Here is a 21,855-nt window from a genome sequence, read left to right on the forward strand (position 1 = left end):
TTCTATGAGTGAAGAACTTTCCAGTGGGCTGTCCATAGGTGGGTGGGCCGCTGAAAAAGCGCATTGTTCACAGGGTTACCGAATTGTTAAGAAAGGTCATTCCTTCTCTGTAAAAAAATCCATGACACATTTTTTCTGCGGCGATTTGTAGGACTTTTCTGTATAGCTTGTAGGTTCTGTCTCTCGGTGCGAGCGTTCAGGGGGGGGCGGCATGCCAAGGTAGAAATGACTAGGCTATTGTGCGTGCTCTAAAAATTCGAACAGCGAAGTTGGATTTGCCCATGAATAAAGTGCTGATCGTGGATGATCATCCCGTCATTCGTCTTGCTGTACGTTTGCTGATGGAGCGTCATGGTTATGAAGTCGTTGCCGAAACCGATAATGGCGTCGATGCGTTACAGTTTGCTCGCGAACTTATGCCCGATATCGTCATTCTCGATATTGGTATTCCGAAGCTGGACGGATTGGAAGTCATTGCTCGTCTGACGGCCATTCCTTCACCCATGAAGGTGTTGGTGCTGACTTCCCAGGCGCCGGGACATTTTTCAATGCGCTGCATGCAGACGGGGGCGGCCGGGTATGTATGCAAGCAACAGGATCTTACCGAGTTACTGAGTGCAATAAAGGCGGTACTGTCCGGTTACAGTTACTTTCCCAACCAGGCATTGCATACGGTGCGGTCGAGCCTGGGTAATGCCAGTGAGTCCGATATGGTCGATCGATTATCGGGGCGGGAAATGATGGTCTTGCAGCAACTGGCGCGCGGAAAGACCAACAAGGAGATCGCCGATGGAATGTTCTTGAGCAACAAGACCGTCAGTACTTACAAGACGCGCCTGTTATTGAAGCTCAATGCCCGTTCGCTGGTCGACCTGATCGAACTGGCGCAGCGCAATGGCTTGGTGTGAGTTTTCGGGTCACGCGTACTCAGTAAAAAGCCTCCATCAGGGAGGCTTTTACGTGTCAGAGGTCAAAATCATAATCGGCCAGTTGTTTCTGCAGGCGACGCTCTTCCAGCAGGTTATCGATGGTGCGGCGCTTGCTCAGGTTGGTTTTCGCCACTTCCACGACCACAGGTTCGACGTCGTCGCCCTCAGCGGCGATGAATTCGTCTTCTACATCCAGTTGTTCTTTGCCAGCACTCATGGGTTCGACTCCAGGCTAAGACTGCCATTGGCGCTCCTTATATCGATAAACCGCGGGCGGGTAAAAAAGATTTTTTCAATCGATGGATCGATAAAAGCAATAGCACCTCAATCGTCGGAGGTCTTGTGCTTGTATTCGCATAAATCTTCGATTCGGCAGCTGCCGCAGCGAGGCTTGCGCGCCAGGCAAACGTAACGGCCGTGAAGGATGAGCCAGTGATGGGAGTCCAGCAGGAATTCCTTGGGAACAAATTTCATCAATTTCTTCTCGACCTCCACCACGTTTTTGCCGGGGGCCAGCCCGGTGCGGTTGCTGACGCGGAAAATGTGGGTGTCGACCGCCATGGTCAACTGCCGAAACGCGGTATTGAGCACGACGTTGGCGGTTTTGCGGCCGACCCCCGGGAGGGCTTCCAGCGCTTCGCGAGTTTGCGGGACTTCACTGCCGTGGCGCTCGATCAGCAGGCGGCAGGTCTCGATCACGTTTTTGGCCTTGCTGTTGAACAGCCCGATGGTCTTGATGTATTCGGACAGTCCTTCGACGCCCAGGGCATAGATCGCCTCTGGCGTATTGGCCACCGGGAACAGTTTGGCCGTGGCTTTGTTGACGCCGACATCGGTGGACTGGGCTGACAGGATGACCGCGATCAGCAACTCGAACGGCGAGGAATAGGCCAGTTCGGTTTTCGGTTCCGGGTTGTCCTCGTGAAGGCGACGAAATATTTCCAGGCGTTTTGCGGCGTTCATGGGCGCGGCGTTTCCTCAACGGATGAATGGGGTCTGGCGGCCGTCCAGGCCTGTCGGGCCGCCAACAGCAGCCCGAGCAGAATGAACCCGCCAGGGGCGAGCAGGGCCAGGGGCAGGCCGTTGCCGATCAACTCACGCACGGCGCCCAGGCTGATCATCAAAAGGCCAAACAGCCCGGCCAGCTTGAGGCGTCCGGGCCAGCGAGAATCAACGAAGAAGCCCTCATGCTCCAGCGCTACGCAGCTCAGGGCGATCCAGCCAACGTAAAGGCTCAACGGTCGATACAATTCCAGTGCCCAGGCCTGGAGGACAAGGCCAATGCAGGTGCTCAGGGTAGCGGCCAACACGATAGAGGCGAGCAGCCGTTGACAGGCTGCCAGGTGTTGCCGCACAAGCCCCATTGCCAAGCCATGGCTGAAAAGAACCAGGGCCCAGGCCAGCCATAACCCCAGCGCGCCAACCAGCGAATCGCTCGCGCCGACCAATGGGACGAGCAGCAGGCCGTGTGTCAGTCCCCATGGCTTATTCATTGGCCGCCACCCCCGTCAACTGAGCCTTGTGCTCGTCGAAGTAACGCAGCGCATCGTGAACAGCCTGGAGGACCGCCCGGGACGTCACTGTCGCGCCAGCCAGTTGATCGAACTGGCCCTGGTCCTTTTTCAAGGCCCAGCCGCTGTCATCAGGTGCCTGGCGTGATTTACCCGTGAAGGTCTGCAACCAGGCGTTCGGCCAGCCGGCAATTGCTGCGCCCAATCCGGGTGTCTCGGATTGGCGCAGGGTCTTGACGCCCAGCAACCGGCCCTGTGGATCGATGGCGACCAGCAATTCGATGCTGCCTTCATAGCCCAGCGCCTGGCTACGCAGCAGCACGGCGCTGGGTTGGCCGCTGCGAGTCGCCAGGTAGCCGCCCAGCAGCGTGCTATGGGCCAGGGGCTCTGAGGCTGTGACAACGGGGTGCGCCAACGGCTGGTTATCATAGTGGTCGGTGGGCAGCACCTCGAGCAAGGCCCTGTTCGCCAGCGCTTGCTGCTGGGCCTCGATGCGCCCGGCCGTGCCGAGGTGCGTGAGGTAAGTGGCACCGAGCCCCAGGCCGATCAACAAGGTCAGGATTGCCACGCCGACGGGGTTGTTCATGTCAGTGGCCGCCGTTGTCGCGCCTCGGCAAACCGGTCCAGTGCCGGCACGCCGAGGTTCATCAGCAACACTGCGAACGCCACGCCGTCGGGATAGCCACCCCAGGTGCGTATCAGATAGACCAGCAATCCCATGCCCGCGCCAAACAGCAGGCGGGCGAGAGGAACCTTGGCACCGGAGACCGGTTCGGTCGCGATAAAAAACGCGCCGAGCATGGTTGCGCCGCTGAACAGATGAAACAGCGGCGAGCCATGGGTGTCGGAGCCCGAACCGTTCCAGCACAGCAGGCTGACGACGGACAGGCTCAGCAGCATGCCCACGGGTGCATGCCAACTGAACACCCGTTGCTGCAGCAGAAACAGACCGCCCGCCAGGAAGGCCAGGTTGACCCATTCGCCACCCCGGCCACCGAAACGCCCGAACGCCGGATCGTTGGCGAACAGTTCATCGACGGTCAGGCTCGCGTTGATTCGCAGGCTGTCCAGTGCGGTCGCCCCCGCCCAGGCATCGGGCGCCGGATGAGCGCCGAATACCTGCTGCAAGCCTTCAGACAGGCCCATGCCGTGGAGCGCCGGCCAGTGACTCATCTGGGAAGGAAAGGCCACCAGTACCAGGGCGTACCCGAGCATTGCCGGGTTGAACGGGTTGCTGCCGACGCCGCCCCACAGGTGCTTGCCGAACAGCAAGGCGCAGGCGGCGGCCGTGACGGTCAGCCACCAGGGGCAATAGGCCGGCAAGGCCAGGGCCAGCAGCGTGGCGCTGACCAGCGCGCTGCCATCGTTCAGGTCGGGCCTGAGTGGCTGGCGTCGCAAACGCAGCACCAACGCCTCGACTGCCAGCGCAGTGACGCCGGACAACAGCAGGTTGAGCGCCACGCCCCAGCCTTGGAACCACAGCAACGCCAGTACGCCGGGCAGCGTCGCCAGCAACACTCGCGTCATTGCTTGGCGCAGCCGTTCGTCCACTGGCTCAAGAGGCGGCATGGGCGTCCACCTGGCGTTCGGCATCCTTCACCGCTTGTTCCAATGCCTGCAGTTGTTCATCCGATGCCGTAGCTGCCCGGGCTTTGCTGAGTTCGGCGCGGCGCATCGCCAGTTGGATCTTGGCCCGCTTCAGCTCGGCGTTTTGCGTCGGTGCTGGGGCTGGCGGGGCCGCGGGCGCGGCGTTTTCCAGTTGGTTCAGCGCCTGTTCGGCCGCTTCGAACTGGCGTTGCAGCACGATCAGTTGCGACTGCTGCTCGAAGGTTGGCGGGTGGCCGAACGCTTTCAAGGATTTGTTCAACTGTGCCCGGCTCATGGCCAGGTCGACCTTGGCTTTTTTCAAGGCGGCATCGGCGGTGGCGGCTTTTTGCGCGCGCACGCGCTCCAGCGCGGCTTGCACGGGGTCGAGTGCCGGGTCCTGGGTTTGAGCCTGGGCCTGGGCCTGCGCCGCCCGTTGGGTCCGAGCCAGGCGCTCGGCCTGGCGCTGTTCCTCTTCGCGGCGCAGGCGCGCATTGCGTTGTTCGAAGCGGCGCCGGGCATGGTTGCGCTTGGCGGTTCGCGCCTGTTGTTCCTCGGTGCTGAAGGCCAGGCCGCCGACAATCGGCAGCACGTTTGCCGTCGGCAGGGGACGCATTTCGATGCAATCGACCGGGCAGGGCGCCACGCACAGGTCGCAGCCTGTGCATTCGTCGATGAGGACGGTGTGCATCAGCTTGGCGGCGCCGACAATCGCGTCCACCGGACAGGCCTGGATGCACTTGGTGCAACCGATGCATTCGGCTTCCCGGATAAAGGCGATTTGCGCCGGGGCCACGCCGCGGCTGGTGTCCAGCTCCAACACCGGTATTTTCATCAGTTCGGCCAGGGCCGCGATGGTTTCGCGCCCCCCGGGCGGACATTTATTGATCGGCTCGCCCTGGGCGATGCCTTCGGCGTAGGGTTTGCACCCGGGATGGCCGCACTTGCCGCATTGGGTCTGCGGCAGCAGGGCGTCGATACGTTGAATCAGGCTCATGTTTTGACCAGCCCGCGTAATCCGAGAAAGGCCACCGCCATCAGTCCGGCGCTGATCAACTGAATCGGCAGGCCCCGAAAGGGCAGGGGAACATCGTTATTGAAAGTGCGCTGGCGCAAATCGTCGAACAGGCCCAGCACCAGCCAGAACCCCAGCCCGGCACCCAGGCTCAGGGCGATGGCGTGGCCCAGGCCCCGGTCATCCTGGCCGTTGAGCAGTGTGACGCCCAGTATGCCGGCATTGCCGAGCAACAGCGGCCACAACCCCTCGAACGACATTGCCGGCCGCCAGCGTGCCAGCAGGCGCAGCAAGGGGCCGATCAGCAACACGCTCAAGGACAGCCAGGCCAACAAGCGCAGCGAGACCAGGTTGCTCGGCGCCAGCAGGCAATGATCGATCAGGTAGCCCAGGGTACCGACGATCAGCATCAGGCACGCCGTCGCCAGGCCCAAGGCGTGCACCTGCTTTCGACCATTGGCCGCCAGCAGCGGATCGACGCCCAGCGGCCAGTGCAACACCAGGTTGTTGATCAGGGCAGCGCTGAACAGCGTGAGGACGATTTCGGTCATGGGTGCGTTGGCGACAAAGGGCCTGTTACAAGATTAGGCATTATCCGGCACGCCGGGAGCATGGGCCAGATATGAAAATCCCACAGCCACCTGCAAGGCGACTGTGGGATCGGTGCAGCAAGCGGTCGCGTTACTTGATCCGCTGGCCCGGCTTGGCGCCGCTGTCAGGGCTCAACAGGTAGATTTCCTCGCCGCCGGGGCCCGCCGCCATCACCATGCCTTCGGAGATGCCAAAGCGCATTTTGCGCGGCTTGAGGTTGGCGATCATCATCGTCAACCGACCTTCGAGCTTGGCCGGGTCCGGGTAGGCACTCTTGATCCCGGAGAACACGTTGCGTTGCTCGTCGCCGATGTCCAGGGTCAGGCGCAGCAGCTTGTCGGCGCCTTCGACGGCCTCGGCCTTGACGATCAGCGCCACGCGCAGGTCAACGGCGGCGAAAGTGTCGAAGTCGATTTCCGGCGACAGCGGGTCCTTGGCCAGTTCGCCGTTCCCGGCAGGTACACCGGTGTCGGTCTGGCTGGCGGCCAGGTCTTCCTTGGAGGCGTCGGTCATGGCTTGCACCTTGGTCGCGTCGATACGGGTCATCAACGGTTTGAACGCGTTCAACTGATGGTTGCTCAGCAGGGTCTGGTGATCGTTCCAGGTCAGCGGTGCGACGTTGAGGAACGCCTCGGCATCGGCGGCCAGCAGCGGCAGCACTGGCTTGAGGAAAATCACCAGTTGGCGGAACAGGTTGATGCCCAGGGCGCAGATCGCCTGGACTTCGTCCTGCTTGCCTTCCTGCTTGGCCAGGGACCAGGGCGCCTTGTCGGCGATCCAGGCATTGGCGCGGTCGGCCAAGGCCATGATCTCGCGCATGGCCCGGGCAAAGTCGCGGCTCTCATAGGCATCGGCGATGCTTGGCGCCGCGGCCAGGAAAGCGTCGGTCAGCTCCGGCGCGGCGTTGCCGGCTACCAGAACACCGGCGTTGCCTTTGTGGATAAAACCGGCGCAGCGGCTGGCAATGTTGACCACCTTGCCCACCAGGTCGGAGTTGACCTTCTGCACGAAGTCTTCGAGGTTCAGGTCCAGGTCGTCGACGCCGCGGCCGAGCTTGGCCGCGTAGTAGTAGCGCAGGTATTCCGGGGACAGGTGGTCCAGGTAGGTCCGGGCCTTGATGAAGGTGCCGCGGGACTTGGACATTTTCTGGCCGTTGACGGTCAGGTAGCCGTGGACATTGATGCCGGTCGGCTTGCGGAAGCCGGCGCCTTCGAGCATGGCCGGCCAGAACAAGGCGTGGAAGTTGACGATGTCCTTGCCGATGAAGTGATACAGCTCGGCAGTGGAGTCCTTGCCCCAGAACGCGTCGAAGTCCAGCTCCGGTGTGCGGTTGCAGAGGTTCTTGAAACTCGCCATGTAGCCGATCGGTGCATCCAGCCACACGTAGAAATACTTGCCGGGCTCGTCGGGGATCTCGAAGCCGAAGTACGGCGCATCGCGGGAAATGTCCCACTGCTGCAGGCCTGCATCGAGCCATTCGGCGATCTTGTTGGCGACGGCGTCCTGCAGGGTGCCGCTGCGGGTCCAGGCTTGCAGCATCTGCTGGAAGTCCGGCAGCTTGAAGAAGAAATGCTGGGAGTCCTTGAGCACCGGCGTCGCCCCGGAAATCGCCGATTTCGGGTCCTTCAGGTCGGTCGGTGCGTAGGTGGCGCCGCATTTTTCGCAGTTATCGCCGTACTGGTCTTCAGTGCCGCATTTCGGGCAGGTGCCCTTGATGAAGCGGTCGGCCAGGAACATTTTCTTTTCCGGGTCGAAATACTGGGTGATCGAACGGGTAGCGATGTGCCCGGCGTCACGCAGCTTCAGGTAGATCTGGCTCGACAGCTCACGGTTTTCTTCGGCGTGGGTGGAGTGGAAGTTGTCGAAATCCACCAGGAACTCGGCAAAGTCGGCGCTGTGTTCAGCCTGGACGTTGGCGATCAGTTGTTCCGGGGTGATGCCTTCCTTTTCCGCACGCAGCATGATGGCCGAGCCGTGGGCGTCGTCGGCGCAGACATAAATACATTGGTTGCCGCGATGCTTCTGGAAGCGCACCCACATATCGGTCTGGATGTATTCCAGCATATGGCCGAGGTGAATCGAACCATTGGCATAGGGCAGGGCGCTGGTGACGAGGATCTTGCGTGGCTCGGACATGGGGCTCGGCTACTTGATGAAACGGAGGTCGGCCACTATAAAGCGCCGGGAAATATATTTCACCCCACTGGCCTGTTTCCGCATGCATCGTTGGGAGCGGTGAAAGGCCTGAGCCAGGCTCAATCTGTGGCGAGGGGATTTATCCCCGCTGGACTGCGCAGCAGTCCCAAAACATTCGAATCTGACCAGCCTGACTCAGCGAGGCGCCAGATTTTGGGGTTGCTTCGCAACCCAGCGGGGATAAATCCCCTCGCCACAAAAGGTGTTCGCCCTGCTGTAATCGGGTCGCCACGCGCAAGCGTGGGGCGTAGGATAGCGGCCTGTTTTCAAGTCTTGCTATCGGAGTTGCCCATGAGCGCCGTCAATCGCGCAGCGGTGGAAGCCGTCCTTCGCCAGTACACCGACCCCTACCTGAACCAGGATCCGGTCAGCGCCGGATGTGTGCGCACCATCGACATCCAGGGCGATCGCGTCAGCGTCCAGCTGGAAATCGGCTACGCCGCCGACCTGTTCAAGCGTGGTTGGGCGCAGATGCTGCAAATGGCGATCGAGGCCCTGGACGGGGTGAGCGCCGCCAAAGTCGACGTCACCAGTGTGATCGCCGCCCACAAGGCCCAGGCGCAGGTGCCGGGGCTGGCGAACGTCAAGAACGTGATCGCCGTGGCCTCGGGCAAGGGCGGCGTGGGCAAGTCCACCACTGCGGCCAACCTGGCCCTGGCCCTGGCCCGTGAAGGGGCGAAGGTCGGGATTCTCGATGCAGACATCTACGGCCCGAGCCAGGGCATCATGTTCGGTGTTGCCGAGGGCACCCGACCGCAGGTCAAGGACCAGAAGTGGTTTGTGCCGATCCAGTCCCATGGCGTGGAAGTCATGTCCATGGCGTTCCTCACCGACGACAACACGCCGATGGTCTGGCGCGGGCCGATGGTGTCCGGTGCCTTGTTGCAATTGGTCACGCAAACCGCCTGGGGCGACCTGGATTACCTGGTGATCGACATGCCACCAGGCACCGGCGATATCCAACTGACCCTGGCGCAGAAAGTCCCGGTGGCCGGTGCGGTGATCGTCACCACGCCTCAAGACCTGGCCTTGCTGGACGCGCGCAAGGGTGTGGAGATGTTTCGCAAGGTCAACATCCCGGTGCTGGGCGTGGTGGAGAACATGGCCGTGCACATCTGTTCGAACTGCGGGCATGCCGAGCACCTGTTCGGCGAAGGTGGCGGGGAAAAACTGGCGAGCCAGTACGGCGTCGAATTGTTGGCTTCGCTGCCGCTGTCGATGCTGATCCGCGAACAGGCCGACGGCGGCAAGCCGACGGTCATCGCCGAACCGGACAGCCAGATCGCCATGGTCTATCAGGAACTGGCCCGCCACGTGGGCGCGCGGATCGTGTTGCAAGAGGCCGCTTCACCGATGATGCCGAACATCACGGTCAGTGACGATTGATAGAGTGAAACCCTATCCACTGTGGGAGCGAGCTTGCTCGCGATAGCGGAGTGTCAGTCACATCAAGGCTGATTGACCCGACGCCATCGCGAGCAAACTCGCTCCCACAGTGGCTGTGTGCGGGCGCTTAGATCCGCAACCCGCCATCCATCTCCAGGATCCGACCGGTGTAGTAGTCGTTCTCGAAGATATACGCCGCCGAATGAGCAATCTCCTCGGGTTTGCCCATGCGCTTGAGCGGAATCCCCGAGGTCATTTTTTCCAGGGCCTCGGGCTTCATGCCCAGGGTCATTTCGGTTTCGATGAAACCCGGGGCGATGCCGGCGACACGGATGCCGTAGCGTGCCAGCTCCTTGGCCCAGGTCACAGTGGCGGCGGCCACACCGGCCTTGGCGGCCGAGTAATTGGTCTGGCCGACGTTGCCGGCGCGGGAGATCGACGAGATATTGATGATGGCGCCGCTGTTCTTCAGCTCGACCATTTTCGCGGCCACCTCACGGGTGCAAAGGAATACACCGGTGAGGTTGACGTCGATCACGGCCTGCCACTGGGCCAGGCTCATCTTGGTCATTTCGCCGTCCTTGACCTTGAGCAGCAGACCGTCACGCAGGATCCCGGCGTTGTTGATCAGGCCGTGGATCGCGCCGAAGTCCTCGGCGACCCGGGCGACCATGTCGCTGACCTGCTCCTCATTGGCAACGTTGCACAGGTACGCCCGGGCTTCGACGCCCTTGGCTGCACACGCGGCAACCGCCTGGTCGAGTTTTTCCTGGTTGAGGTCCACCAGGGCGAGTTTCGCGCCTTTGCCCGCGAGATACTCGGCCATGGAGCGGCCCAGGCCCTGGCAACCGCCGGTGATAATGATTACTTTGTCAGTGAGTTGCATGCTCATGTCCAGGTGGCGCAGCGATGGAGGGGACCTTTTGGGACGTCTCTCGATTGGCGTGTAGCCCGGTTGCACACGAGAACTGTCCTATCGGTGTATCGGAACATTACTCCAGTCGCCTGACCGTTTTCTAGACGGATTTCATTAAAGGAGTCATAAGTTGAGCGTTGAAGCTGCCAAGCATGCCCGGGAATTGCTGCTCAAGGAATACCGTGGAGTGCTCTCCACTCATTCCAAATCCATGCCCGGCTTTCCGTTCGGTTCCGTGGTGCCCTATTGCCTGGACGAACAAGGCCGGCCACTGATCCTGATCAGCCGTATCGCCCAGCACACTCACAATCTGCAGAAAGACCCCAAGTGTTCGATGCTGGTGGGCGAGCGGGGCGCCGAGGATGTGCAGGCCGTGGGGCGCCTGACCTACCTGGCCGAGGCCCGCAAACTCGAAGACAGCGCCGTCATCGAGGCTGCCGCCGAGCGTTACTACCGCTATTTCCCTGACTCGCAGAACTACCACAAGGCCCATGATTTCGATTTCTGGGTGCTCGAGCCGGTGCGCCATCGCTACATTGGCGGCTTTGGCGCCATCCACTGGATAGACCAGCTCACCCTGGCCAACCCCTTCGCCGGCAAAGCCGAAGCCAGCATGGTCGAGCACATGAATGCCGATCACGCCAAGGCCATTGCCCATTACGTGGAACTGACCGGCCTGCCGAAAAGCGAACCGGCACAACTGGCGGGCATCGACAGCGAGGGCATGCACTTGCGCATTGGCCAGGGCCTGCACTGGCTGGCGTTTCCGACGCCTTGCAACACCCCGACACAAGTGCGCGAAGCCTTGGTTTATCTGGCTCACGCCGAGCAATGGCCGAAAAATGCCGAGGTCGACGCTTGAATTCACGAAAGGGCGACGTCATTTAGGGTTTCATAGCAAGGCATTCTTGCGTTGAGGAACCATTTGATGCGCCCTTTTTTGTTGCTCTTTCTGCTGTTCCCGGTGTTGGAGCTGTTCGTATTCGTCAAGGTCAGCGGTGCGATCGGGTTTTTCCCGGCCCTGCTGCTGGTCATTCTCGGCTCGATGCTCGGCGTGTTCGTGCTGCGTATCGCCGGCCTCGCCACGGCATTGCGTGCCCGTGAAAGCCTGAACCGCGGCGAGCTGCCCGCCCAGACCATGCTCGAAGGCCTGATGCTGGCCCTGGGTGGCGGTCTGTTGATCCTGCCAGGCTTTATCAGCGACGTGTTGGGCCTGGTCATGCTGTTGCCGTTCACCCGTAGGCTGCTGGCCAATAAAATGCGCCAGCGTGCCGAAGAGCAGGCGATGCGTCAGCGCGCCTTCGCCGATGACCTGCAACCCCGTGGCGGCCCGGCTCCGCGAGAGCCTATGGGCCGCGAGCCCAATGTGATCGAAGGCGAATTCGAACACCGGGATTCCAAGTAAAACCATCAGCACGGCGCCTTCGGGCGCCGTGCTCGTTTTGGTGGCGCGGAGCAAAAAAATTTCTGTCTCCGCCCTTGTAATCCACTTGTGCGCCCTTATGTAACGGTCACCGCAAGGTTTCCGGTGGTGACACCGGGCAGACTTCCGCGGTTCGACTGACGAACCGCACCCGGCTCCGCCGGCTTTGTTAAACCCGCCGGGACTACACCGGCCGATGAAAACCAAAAATTAGGAGAGATCGACAATGAAGCTTCGTCCTCTGCATGACCGCGTCGTCATCCGTCGCAGCGAAGAAGAGAAGAAAACCGCTGGCGGTATCGTCCTGCCAGGTTCGGCTGCTGAAAAAGCCAACCACGGTGAAGTTCTCGCTGTAGGCCCAGGCAAGGCACTGGAAAACGGTGAAGTACGTGCGCTGGCCGTGAAAGTGGGTGACAAGGTTGTGTTCGGCCCTTACTCCGGCAGCAACACAGTGAAAGTCGACGGCGAAGACCTGCTGGTAATGAGCGAGAACGAAATCCTCGCTGTTCTCGAAGGCTGATTCCCCCGCCCATTTTCCCGTTACTACAAAGTATTTAAGGAATATCGATCATGGCTGCTAAAGAAGTTAAATTCGGCGATTCCGCCCGCAAGAAAATGCTCGCCGGTGTCAACGTCCTGGCTGACGCAGTAAAAGCGACCCTGGGCCCGAAAGGCCGTAACGTGATCATCGAGAAGAGCTTCGGCGCTCCGACCATCACCAAGGACGGCGTTTCCGTAGCCAAAGAAATCGAGCTGAAAGATCGCTTCGAAAACATGGGCGCGCAGCTGGTCAAAGACGTTGCCTCCCGTGCCAACGATGACGCCGGTGACGGCACCACCACCGCCACCGTACTGGCTCAGTCGATCGTCAACGAAGGCCTGAAAGCCGTCGCTGCCGGCATGAACCCGATGGACCTCAAGCGTGGTATCGACAAGGCGACCATCGCCATCGTCAAGGAACTGAAGGGTCTGGCCAAGCCTTGCGCTGACTCCAAGGCGATCGCTCAGGTCGGCACCATCTCGGCCAACTCCGACAACTCCATCGGCGACATCATTGCCGAAGCCATGGAAAAAGTCGGTAAAGAAGGCGTGATCACCGTTGAAGAAGGCTCGGGCCTGGAAAACGAACTGTCGGTTGTAGAAGGCATGCAGTTCGACCGTGGCTACCTGTCCCCGTACTTCGTCAACAAGCCGGACACCATGACCGCCGAGCTGGACAGCCCGCTGATCCTGCTGGTGGACAAGAAAATCTCGAACATCCGCGAAATGCTGCCAGTGCTGGAAGCCGTTGCCAAAGCCGGCCGCCCACTGCTGATCGTGGCTGAAGACGTTGAAGGCGAAGCCCTGGCGACCCTGGTTGTGAACAACATGCGCGGTATCGTCAAAGTCGCTGCCGTCAAGGCACCAGGCTTCGGTGATCGTCGCAAGGCCATGCTGCAGGACATCGCCGTACTGACCGGCGGTACCGTTATCTCCGAAGAGATCGGCCTGAGCCTGGAAAGCACCACCCTGGAGCACCTGGGTAACGCCAAGCGCGTGATCCTGTCCAAGGAAAACACCACCGTGATCGACGGTGCCGGCGTTGAGGCTGACATCCAGGCTCGCGTTACCCAGATCCGCGCACAAGTGGCCGAGACCTCGTCCGACTACGACCGTGAAAAACTGCAAGAGCGTCTGGCCAAGTTGTCCGGCGGCGTCGCAGTGATCAAGGTTGGCGCGGGTTCCGAAGTTGAAATGAAAGAGAAGAAAGCCCGCGTTGAAGACGCCCTGCACGCTACCCGCGCAGCCGTCGAAGAAGGCGTGGTACCTGGCGGTGGCGTGGCTCTGGTTCGTGCCCTGCAAGCCATCAGCGAACTCAAAGGCGACAACGATGACCAGAACGTCGGCATCCAGTTGCTGCGTCGCGCTGTAGAAGCTCCGCTGCGCCAGATCGTTGCCAACTCCGGCGACGAGCCAAGCGTTGTGGTCGACAAGGTCAAGCAGGGTTCGGGTAACTACGGTTACAACGCTGCCACCGGCGAATACGGCGACATGATCGAAATGGGTATCCTGGACCCGGCCAAAGTGACTCGTTCGGCTCTGCAAGCGGCTTCGTCGATTGCCAGCCTGATGATCACCACCGAGGCGATGATCGCTGAAATCAAGGAAGACGCTCCAGCTGGCGGCGGTATGCCAGACATGGGCGGCATGGGTGGCATGGGCGGCATGATGTAAGCCAGCCTTACCCCTGTAGCGAAAAACCCCGCCTGCGAAAGCAAGCGGGGTTTTTTATTGCCTTGGATTCATGACGCGGTGCCAATCCCCTGTGGGAGCGAGCTTGCTCGCGATTACGGTGTGTCAGCTCATATATCCGGCACTGACCCACCGCTATCGCGAGCAAGCTCGCTCCCACATTGGGATGTGGTTCAGTTCAGGCATTGGCGGGACTGGTTACAGCTACGTGATCAGCCGTGGCGGCCGGTCGGTACAGGATGTAGTAGTAACACCCCAGGCAAATCAGCCAACAGAACACCGCCGTCCACACGTTATGGGAAAAGAAATGCGCCCCTTGCATCATCCGCCCCAGGGAGAACACCGTTCCCAACGTGAAGGCGAATATCAGAGCCTGGCGGGCCAGGCGTGGACGGCGGTCGCGTAGCACAAAAAACAGCGCAAACAACGTGAACCCAGTGGCGGCGTGACCGCCGGGCCAGCATCGACCGGGTTTGTCCGTGGCCGGCCGTGGGCTGAGCAGTTCGCTATAGGTTTCCTTGCCACCGAATTCCTTCAGGCTCCAGGGGCATTGCACTGCTGTCACCGCTTTCATCGGCGTGACGAAGGACGTCGCCAGTGCCAGGGACAGCACCAGGCAACCGAGCTCGCGCTTGAGCGGTTTGAGCCGGGCGATGAAGAACGAGCTGATGAATCCCAGGACCGCCAGCATGGAAAATACGATCACCACCTCTTTGGCCCGGTCGTGCAGGATGTCCTCCAGGAAAAAGCTGTGTCGACCGATAAATCCACCCGCCATCGGGTCGTAAAACAGCTTCGCCAGGTCCATGTCCAACGTGGTCAGTTCCAGTAACACCAGAATCGCTGCGACAAAGGCAGGCAGGCCGAGGGCAATCCAGAAATTCAGGGGCCTGGAAGCGGGGCGGATGGCGGTGGAAACCATGGCAGTACCTTTGGTGGTGGGGGCGTAAGCAGCGCGATGCGCAGTCTGGTCTGTGTTGCGTCGGGACGGTGTGAATGTTGGGTGAAAAACTCGTCAATGCCTTGCAGTCTGGCTGTGGGTCCAGGCTGCCACAGCCGATACAATCCTAGCCGTCAGCCAAACTTGGCCGTAAGCTGCGCGGGCCAAGATGGCCGTTAATTGCGTACGCTGAGGTGCCCATGCGAATTCTATTGGTCGAAGACAACCGCGATATCCTGGCCAATCTGGCCGATTACCTGGGGCTCAAGGGCTATACCGTCGATTGTGCCCAGGACGGTTTGTCGGGGTTGCACCTGGCCGCGACCGAACACTACGACCTGATCGTGCTCGACATCATGCTGCCGGGCATCGACGGCTACACCTTGTGCAAGCGCCTGCGCGAAGACGCCCGGCGCGATACGCCGGTGATCATGCTCACCGCCCGGGATCAGTTGGACGATCGTTTGCAGGGCTTCAAGTCCGGCGCCGATGACTACCTGATCAAGCCGTTTGCCTTGTCGGAACTGGCGGCGCGGATCGAAGCCGTCATGCGTCGATCCCAGGGCGGTGGCCGCCGTGCCTTGCAGGTCGGCGACCTGAGCTATGACCTCGATACCCTTGAAGTGACGCGCGAAGGAAAGCTGCTCAAGCTCAACCCCGTAGGCCTCAAGCTGCTGGCGGTACTGATGCAGAAAAGCCCCCACGTGCTGCGCCGCGAAATCCTCGAAGAAGCCTTGTGGGGCGATGACTGCCCGGACAGCGACAGCCTGCGCAGCCACGTCCATCAACTGCGCCAGGTGATCGACAAACCGTTCGACAAACCGTTGTTGCACACCGTACATGGCGTCGGCTATCGCTTGGCCGAGGGCCGCGATGGAGTTTAAGCAGAGCCTCGCCCAACGGATCATCATCGCCTTTGCGCTGATGAGCGCACTGGTGGCAGGCGCTTTCGCCATGGGCATCGTGGCGACGGTCCACCTGGTGGAAGAGAAGCTGATTTCCGCCGGGCTTGGCGGTGATTTGCAACGCCTGCTGTTGATGGACAGTGTCTCGGACTGGAACCATCGGCCGGAACCCGACCAGTTGTTTTATTTCAGCGGCGGCCCGGGGGACTTCGAGTTGCCCAAGGATCTGCGCCATCTGGAGCGCGGTTTCCACGAGGTGTTTCGCGAGCAGTTGTCCTATCACGCCATGGTAGAGATCGTTGATGGGCGGCACTACGTGTTGCTGCAGGACCAGAGCGATTTCGAAGAGCGCGAACGGGTGCTGTTCGCCGTGGTGCTGGTGGGTTTCGTGCTCAGCCTGGCACTGGCGGTATTTCTGGGCTGGGTCTTGGCACGCCGGGTAATGGCGCCCGTGGTTCGCCTGGCCCGGCAAGTGCGTCATCGCGACCAGCTGCTGGGACTCGCGCCGCCGCTGGCCCCGGATTATGCCGCCGATGAGGTGGGTGAACTGGCGGTGGCGTTCGATGCCACATTGGGGCGTTTACGCCAGGCCTTGACCCGCGAGCGGTTGTTTACCAGCGACGTGAGCCACGAGTTGCGCACACCGTTGATGGTCCTGGCGACCTCTTGTGAGTTGCTGTTGGAAAACCCGGCGCTGGACCCGCGCGGTCGTACCCAGGTCGAGCGCATCAATCGGGCCAGTGAAGAGATGCGCGAGCTGGTGCAGACCTTCCTGATGCTCGCCAGGGCCGAGCGTGAAGACAACGGCATGTCGCCTCGACTGACCTTGGGGCAGGTGGCCGAGAACCTCCTTGGCGTGTGGCGTGCCCCCATCGAATCCAAAGGTCTGACGCTGATCTTCGAACCTGGGCAACCCGTCGACACCCTGTATAACGCCACGTTCCTGACGGCCGTGATGGGCAATCTATTGCGTAACGCCCTGCACTACACTGACCAGGGTTTTATCCGCCTGTCGCTGACCACCACCGGATTCGTGGTCGAGGACAGCGGCGTGGGGATTCCAGAGGAGAAGCGCGAGGCGATGTTCGAGCCGTTCGTGCGCGGAAACGAAAAACGCGGTGAGGGATTGGGATTGGGCTTGTCTCTGGTGCAGCGCATCTGCGAGAACCAGGCTTGGACAGTCAGCCTCAGTACGATGGAGCCCAATGGTTGCCACTTCGAGGTGGAATTGAATCCAGAGGGCTAAACCTCCATGCCGAAAAGTCTTGTAAACATTGGAGCGTTTACCTGACTTTATTTTCACAAAGGCATGACATTCCGATCCATAAGGTGGGGCCGATCAGTCATCGAGACCCGCCTAATGTCCAAACCCATCAAGCTGGAATTTTCTGAAAAATACGACGAGCAGCACGCCAGGGAATATTTTCATAAGCACCGCCGTGGCTTGAGTCGTCGTCTTTCCAATCAGCGAGATCAACAACTGGCCCGGCGTGCATTGGCCCTCGTCGCAGACCCCGGCCTGGTCCTGGACCTGCCCTGCGGTGCCGGGCGCTTCTGGTCTTTGTTAGCCGAAAAGCCGAATCGAGTCATCATCGGCGCGGACAATTCCGAGGCCATGCTCAAGACCGCAATGGAGGCTCAACCGACCGATGTGGTGAAACGGGTACAACCCTTGCACACTTCTGCGTTCGACATCGCGTTGCCTGATAACGCCGTCGATAGCATTTTTTGCATGCGTCTGTTGCACCACATCGGTGAACCCGCGCACCGACTGGCGATTCTGAAGGAATTCGAGCGTGTCAGCCGCGACAGCGTGATCGTTTCATTGTGGGTTGATGGCAATTTCAAGGCCTGGAAACGCAAGCGTCTGGAGCGCACTCGTGCGCAGAAAGACTACCAGAATCGATTTGTGTTACCGACAGATACAGTAGAAGAAGAGTTTCGGCAGTCTGGGTTTCGCATTCAGGAACGGCTGGATTTCCTACCGCTCTATGCCATGTGGCGAGTTTATGTATTGCGCAAGAGGTAAGGGCATGGGTGTACAGGCAGCAGAACCATCAATGTTTCTTCTCGACGACTTTGAACATTTCTGGAGTCAGCAGGGTGATTGGGTGGAAGAACCTAATGTACGTCGCGGTGGTGAAAGCGGCGTGCAGCGGATCAAGAGCAAGGATGGCAAGCTGCTTTATGCCAAGCGTCAGACCGGACATATTTATCGCAGCTGGCTGCACCCATTTGGTAGACCGACCGTGCTGCGCGAGCAAGACGCACTCCTGGCGTTGACCCGACTGGATGTTCGCGTCCCCCAGCTCATTTTCTGTGGCGCCCAATGGGACCCGGTTCACCAGTGGCGTGCGCTGCTGGTAACCGAGGCGCTGGAAGGTTTTGAAGAGATCGAGCACTGGTATGCCGGGGGTGGCCGCGAGCGCCATGGCGAAGCCGTGCATGATCAAATCCTCCTGGCACTGGCTGAAAACCTGGCTCGCATGCACAAGGGCCGTTGGCAACATGGCTGTATCTACATCAAGCATGTCTTTGTGCGCGTGAGCGGGGAGGGCGAGGCGGCCGAGGCCGAAGTGGCTTTGCTCGATTTTGAAAAGTGTCGCCAGCGTCTGACCGCCCAACGTGCGGCATCCCATGACCTGAAGCAGCTGCGGCGCCACTCGTCGTTCAGCGAGGCTGACTGGAAAAAACTGGTCTATTTTTACGAGGCGGCGTTTGGCAGCGCTATCAAAGGTTTATAGCGATGAAACTAGAAATTGCTAGAGGTTTGTTTTTAGTCGGAGCCCTGGCAGTTGCGTCGATGGCGTTGGCTGTCTGGGAACAGCCTCGTTCGCAGATCCTCAGTGCGTCCAGTGCGGGTGCGTATTGTCCGCTGCCGCGTGTGGCAAAGACGAGTGAGGCGATCCGACCGGACGATGATCTGTTGCTGTTCATGTTCAGCCTGTCCCAAGGAATGAGGCCGCAGAGTTGAACATCACGAAGCCCAAAAGGCCTCGCTTGTGCGAGGCCTTTTTTTTCCTGCCGCAATCTCCAGTCGAGCACTGAAACCTGTGGCGAGGGAGCTTGCTCCCGCTGGACCGCGAAGCGGTCCCAATCGATTGCTCAGGTAGCCTTGGTGCATTGACGACTGCTTCGCAGCCGAGCGGGAGCAAGCTCCCTCGCCACAAAAAACCTCCTGTTCCCTTCTGGCCGCCTTCAGGGTTTATCGGGCTTGGCCAGCAGCGTGTAGACGCAAGGCAACACGAACAGCGTGAACAAGGTGCCAATCGACATCCCGGTGGCGATCACCGTGCCAATGTCGAAGCGGCTCACCGCCCCGGCGCCTGTGGCGAAGATGAGCGGCACCATGCCGAACACCATCGCAGCGGTGGTCATCAGCACCGGCCGCAGACGAATCGACGCGGCTTGTTCCACGGCTTCCCGCGGTGTCAGGTTCTGTTCCCTGCGCAGCTGGTTGGCGAATTCGACAATCAGAATCCCATGCTTGCTGATCAGGCCAATCAACGTCACCAGCCCCACCTGGGTATAGATGTTCATGCTCGACCAGCCGAGGAACAACGGAATCAAGGCGCCGCAAATCGACAACGGCACGGTCACCAGGATCACCAGCGGGTCCCGGAAACTCTCGAACTGCGCGGCCAGCACCAGGAAGATAATCGCCAGGGCCAGGGCAAAGGTCACCCACAACGCGCTGCCTTCCTGTACGAATTGGCGTGAAGCCCCGGCGTAATCGAAGGCGAACCCCGCCGGGGCTTCCTCCCGGGCGATCTGGCGGACGGTCTCGATCGCCTCGCCCATGCTTACGACGGGAAAGCCCGAAATGGTCACCGCATTGAGCTGCTGGAACTGGTTCAGCTGTCGCGGTCGCGCCCGGTCGCTGACCTTGATCAGGGTCGACAGCGGGAGTGATTCACCCTTGGCATTTTTCACGTAGTAGTTGTTCAACCAGTCCGGGTTGTCCCGGAAGGGGCGTTCGACCTGGGCAATGACCTTATAGCTGCGCCCCTCGAGGGTGAAGCGGTTGATCTCGGCTTCACCCAGCAGTGTCGCCAGGGTACCGCCCAGATCCTGCATCGAGACGCCCATCTGGGCGGCCTTGGCGCGATCGATATCCACCACGACTTCGGGTTTGTCGAACGCCAGGTCAATGTCCATGAAGGCGAACTTGCCGGATTCCAATGCGCGCTTTTTGACACGCTCGGCAATCTCCAGCAGCGTCGCATAATCCTTCGGCGAGTTGATGACGAACGCAAATGGCAAGCCTTCGCCAGTGCCCGGCAGTGAGGGCAGGTTGAAACCGAAGATCTGCAAACCAGGCACGCTTTCGAGCTTGGCCTGGACCTCTGGCAGGATTTCCATCTGGGTGCGGCTGCGTTCGTTCCAGGGCTTGAGCAGGAAGCCGCCGATGCCCGACTGTACGCCGTTGTAGCCGTTGATCTGGAACGAGGAGTAGTACTCCGGGAACTCCTTGAAGATGGTAATGAAGTGATCGGTGTAGGTGTTCAGGTAGTCGAGGTTGGTTGGCTGCGGGGCGTTGGCCATCATGAAGATGATGCCCTGGTCCTCGTCGGGGGCCAGTTCGGACTTGGTGAACATGATCAGCACCGGGATCAGCAGCAGTACGATCACGGCGAACACCAGTACCACCGGCCGGGTGTTGAGCGTGCCGTGAAGCATGCGCTGGTAACGGCTCTTCAGACGCTCGAAAACCATGTCCAGCCGATGGGCCAGCCCCGAGGGGTTCTCATCGTGGCGCAGGAGCATGGCGCACATCATCGGTGACAAGGTCAGGGCGACGATGCCGGAGATCACCACCGCCCCGGCCAGGGTCAATGCGAACTCCTTGAACAAAGCGCCCGTCAGGCCCTGGAGCAGGCCGATCGGCGCGTACACCGCCGCCAGGGTGATGGTCATCGAGACCACCGGCATGGCGATTTCCCGGGCACCTTCTATCGCGGCGTCGAATGGTGTCTTGCCTTCCTCGATATGCCGGTGAATGTTCTCCACCACCACGATGGCGTCGTCCACTACCAGGCCGATGGCGAGCACCATGGCCAGCAGGGTCAGGAGGTTCATCGAGTAGCCCATCAACTGCATGAAGAACATCACGCCGATCATCGACAGCGGGATGGTCACCACCGGGATGACCACCGAACGCAGGGCGCCGAGGAACAGGAACACGACGACGATGACGATCAGCACCGCCTCGAACAGGGTTTTCACCACTTCGTCGATCGAGGCCTGGATGAACAGGGTGGCATCGTAGGCAATCTCGGCCTTGAGGTTGGCCGGGAGCTGGGCCTCCATGTCCGGCATGATCTTGCGTACTTCCTTGATCACATCCAGCGGGTTCGCACCGGGTGTGGCCTTGATCCCTATGTACACCGAGGGTGTGCCACCAAAGGAACTGATGGTGTCGTAGTTCTCGGCGCCCATTTCCACGCGGGCGACGTCTCGCAGCAACACCCGGCTATCACCGTCGGTCTTGAGCGGGATCGCGGCGAAGGCCTCGGCGGACTTGAGTTCGGTGTTGGCGTTGATGCTGGTGACGATGTATTCGCCTTTCACTTCACCGGCGGCGGAGAGGAAGTTGTGCTGGCGCACGGCATTGGTTACGTCGGCGGCAGTCAGGCCGAAGCCGGCGAGCTTGACCGGGTCCAGCCACAGGCGCATGGCGAAGACCTGGTTGCCGAGGATCTCCGCCTCGGCCATGCCGGGCAATGTCGCCAGCTTGGGCTGGATCACCCGTGACAGGTAGTCGGTGATCTGCGGGTTGTTCAGTTCCTTGCTGAAGAAGCTGATGTACATCAGTGCCGAGGCATCGGCGGCCTCGCGGCTGAGGACCGGGTCCTCGGCATCCTGGGGCAACTGGTTCTTGACCTCGTTGGCCTTGGCCAGCAGTTCGGTAAAGAGCCGGTCGCTGTTGGAGCCGATGCGGGCATAGACCGAAATCACCGAGAAGTTCTGGCGACTGACCGAGGTCATGTAGTCGATGCCCTCGGCACTGGCCAGGCTCTGTTGCATCGGTTGGGTGATGTAGCCCTGGATGGTCTCGGCGTTGGCCCCGGGGTAGGCGGTGGTCACCGTGATCAGGGCGTTTTCCATTTGTGGATACTGACGCAGGGGCAGCTTGCTCCAGGCCTGGAAACCCAGGAGCACGATCAACAGGCTGACCACGGTGGCGAGCACCGGACGGCGGATGAACGGATCGGTAAAAGCCATGG

General features: G+C 60.5%; 22 protein-coding genes. 11 read left to right on the forward strand and 11 right to left on the reverse strand.

The features are described 5' to 3' along the window. The first annotated feature begins 281 nt into the window (after positions 1–281). Positions 282–908, forward strand: coding sequence for a response regulator transcription factor (locus tag BLU76_RS16405; protein WP_003204939.1), 627 nt, complete (start codon positions 282–284; stop codon positions 906–908). Between the two features lie 55 nt (positions 909–963). Here BLU76_RS16405 and BLU76_RS16410 read toward each other — a convergent pair whose 3' ends face one another. From BLU76_RS16410 to metG, 8 genes are all read right to left on the reverse strand, one after another. Continuing rightward, on the reverse strand, positions 964–1,146 hold the full coding sequence (locus BLU76_RS16410) for a PA3496 family putative envelope integrity protein (protein ID WP_063324652.1): 183 nt from the start codon (positions 1,144–1,146) through the stop codon (positions 964–966). 107 nt (positions 1,147–1,253) lie between these two features. Continuing rightward, positions 1,254–1,892 (reverse strand): endonuclease III, encoded by a 639-nt coding sequence (nth, locus tag BLU76_RS16415; protein WP_003204935.1) that lies wholly within the window; start codon positions 1,890–1,892, stop codon positions 1,254–1,256. Further along, on the reverse strand, positions 1,889–2,422 hold the full coding sequence (locus BLU76_RS16420; protein WP_092223501.1) for an Rnf-Nqr domain containing protein: 534 nt from the start codon (positions 2,420–2,422) through the stop codon (positions 1,889–1,891). Before BLU76_RS16420 ends, nth begins: the two co-directional genes overlap by 4 nt. Next, complete coding sequence (locus BLU76_RS16425; protein WP_063324654.1) at positions 2,415–3,026, reverse strand: RnfABCDGE type electron transport complex subunit G; 612 nt, start codon at positions 3,024–3,026, stop codon at positions 2,415–2,417. Before BLU76_RS16425 ends, BLU76_RS16420 begins: the two co-directional genes overlap by 8 nt. Then, positions 3,023–4,009, reverse strand: coding sequence for an RnfABCDGE type electron transport complex subunit D (locus BLU76_RS16430; protein ID WP_092223503.1), 987 nt, complete (start codon positions 4,007–4,009; stop codon positions 3,023–3,025). The genes BLU76_RS16425 and BLU76_RS16430 overlap by 4 nt, the downstream gene beginning before the upstream one ends. Further along, complete coding sequence (gene rsxB / locus BLU76_RS16435; RefSeq protein ID WP_092223505.1) at positions 3,996–5,021, reverse strand: electron transport complex subunit RsxB; 1,026 nt, start codon at positions 5,019–5,021, stop codon at positions 3,996–3,998. Before rsxB ends, BLU76_RS16430 begins: the two co-directional genes overlap by 14 nt. Next, positions 5,018–5,590 carry an Rnf-Nqr domain containing protein gene (locus BLU76_RS16440; RefSeq protein ID WP_092223506.1) on the reverse strand — a complete coding sequence of 191 codons (573 nt, stop codon included), beginning with the start codon at positions 5,588–5,590 and terminating at the stop codon, positions 5,018–5,020. Before BLU76_RS16440 ends, rsxB begins: the two co-directional genes overlap by 4 nt. A gap of 130 nt (positions 5,591–5,720) precedes the next feature. Further along, complete coding sequence (gene metG / locus BLU76_RS16445) at positions 5,721–7,766, reverse strand: methionine--tRNA ligase (RefSeq protein ID WP_092223508.1); 2,046 nt, start codon at positions 7,764–7,766, stop codon at positions 5,721–5,723. 351 nt (positions 7,767–8,117) lie between these two features. Between metG and apbC the strand changes: the two genes are divergently transcribed. After that, the gene (gene apbC, locus BLU76_RS16450; RefSeq protein ID WP_092223510.1) at positions 8,118–9,212 is read left to right on the forward strand and encodes an iron-sulfur cluster carrier protein ApbC; all 1,095 of its coding nucleotides are present in this window, start codon (positions 8,118–8,120) and stop codon (positions 9,210–9,212) included. 127 nt (positions 9,213–9,339) lie between these two features. Here the strand turns inward: apbC and BLU76_RS16455 are convergent, their stop codons facing one another. Then, a complete protein-coding gene (locus BLU76_RS16455; RefSeq protein ID WP_063324660.1) occupies positions 9,340–10,098 on the reverse strand; it encodes an SDR family oxidoreductase in 759 nt (252 codons plus the stop codon). A gap of 160 nt (positions 10,099–10,258) precedes the next feature. Between BLU76_RS16455 and BLU76_RS16460 the strand changes: the two genes are divergently transcribed. The 4 genes from BLU76_RS16460 to groL all read left to right on the forward strand — a co-directional run bounded on the left by BLU76_RS16460 (position 10,259) and on the right by groL (position 13,765). Continuing rightward, positions 10,259–10,990, forward strand: coding sequence for a HugZ family pyridoxamine 5'-phosphate oxidase (locus BLU76_RS16460; protein WP_063324661.1), 732 nt, complete (start codon positions 10,259–10,261; stop codon positions 10,988–10,990). Positions 10,991–11,056: 66 nt separating this feature from the next. Further along, complete coding sequence (locus BLU76_RS16465; RefSeq protein ID WP_063324662.1) at positions 11,057–11,533, forward strand: FxsA family protein; 477 nt, start codon at positions 11,057–11,059, stop codon at positions 11,531–11,533. 244 nt (positions 11,534–11,777) lie between these two features. Then, entirely contained in the window at positions 11,778–12,071 is a 294-nt protein-coding gene (locus BLU76_RS16470) for a co-chaperone GroES (RefSeq protein WP_003204913.1), read from the forward strand. A 50-nt stretch (positions 12,072–12,121) separates the two neighbouring features. Beyond that, entirely contained in the window at positions 12,122–13,765 is a 1,644-nt protein-coding gene (groL, locus tag BLU76_RS16475; protein ID WP_063324663.1) for a chaperonin GroEL, read from the forward strand. 196 nt (positions 13,766–13,961) lie between these two features. Here the strand turns inward: groL and BLU76_RS16480 are convergent, their stop codons facing one another. Beyond that, positions 13,962–14,705, reverse strand: coding sequence for a phosphatase PAP2 family protein (locus BLU76_RS16480; RefSeq protein WP_092223512.1), 744 nt, complete (start codon positions 14,703–14,705; stop codon positions 13,962–13,964). 218 nt (positions 14,706–14,923) lie between these two features. Between BLU76_RS16480 and colR the strand changes: the two genes are divergently transcribed. From colR to BLU76_RS31915, 5 genes are all read left to right on the forward strand, one after another. Beyond that, complete coding sequence (colR, locus tag BLU76_RS16485) at positions 14,924–15,607, forward strand: two-component system response regulator ColR (RefSeq protein ID WP_058544498.1); 684 nt, start codon at positions 14,924–14,926, stop codon at positions 15,605–15,607. Continuing rightward, the gene (locus tag BLU76_RS16490) at positions 15,597–16,874 is read left to right on the forward strand and encodes a sensor histidine kinase (RefSeq protein ID WP_063324665.1); all 1,278 of its coding nucleotides are present in this window, start codon (positions 15,597–15,599) and stop codon (positions 16,872–16,874) included. Before colR ends, BLU76_RS16490 begins: the two co-directional genes overlap by 11 nt. Before the next feature lie 114 nt (positions 16,875–16,988). Continuing rightward, positions 16,989–17,657: a class I SAM-dependent methyltransferase gene (locus BLU76_RS16495; protein WP_092223515.1), complete on the forward strand. Its 669-nt coding sequence runs from the start codon at positions 16,989–16,991 to the stop codon at positions 17,655–17,657. Between the two features lie 4 nt (positions 17,658–17,661). Then, positions 17,662–18,372 carry a lipopolysaccharide kinase InaA family protein gene (locus BLU76_RS16500; protein ID WP_092223517.1) on the forward strand — a complete coding sequence of 237 codons (711 nt, stop codon included), beginning with the start codon at positions 17,662–17,664 and terminating at the stop codon, positions 18,370–18,372. A gap of 2 nt (positions 18,373–18,374) precedes the next feature. Further along, the gene (locus BLU76_RS31915) at positions 18,375–18,602 is read left to right on the forward strand and encodes a hypothetical protein (protein WP_063324668.1); all 228 of its coding nucleotides are present in this window, start codon (positions 18,375–18,377) and stop codon (positions 18,600–18,602) included. A gap of 224 nt (positions 18,603–18,826) precedes the next feature. Here the strand turns inward: BLU76_RS31915 and BLU76_RS16515 are convergent, their stop codons facing one another. Then, positions 18,827–21,853: a multidrug efflux RND transporter permease subunit gene (locus tag BLU76_RS16515; protein ID WP_063324669.1), complete on the reverse strand. Its 3,027-nt coding sequence runs from the start codon at positions 21,851–21,853 to the stop codon at positions 18,827–18,829. Positions 21,854–21,855 lie beyond the last annotated feature (2 nt).

The sequence above is a fragment of the Pseudomonas sp. NFACC08-1 genome, from assembly GCF_900106735.1.
GTDB classification, from domain to species: domain Bacteria; phylum Pseudomonadota; class Gammaproteobacteria; order Pseudomonadales; family Pseudomonadaceae; genus Aquipseudomonas; species Aquipseudomonas fluorescens_Q.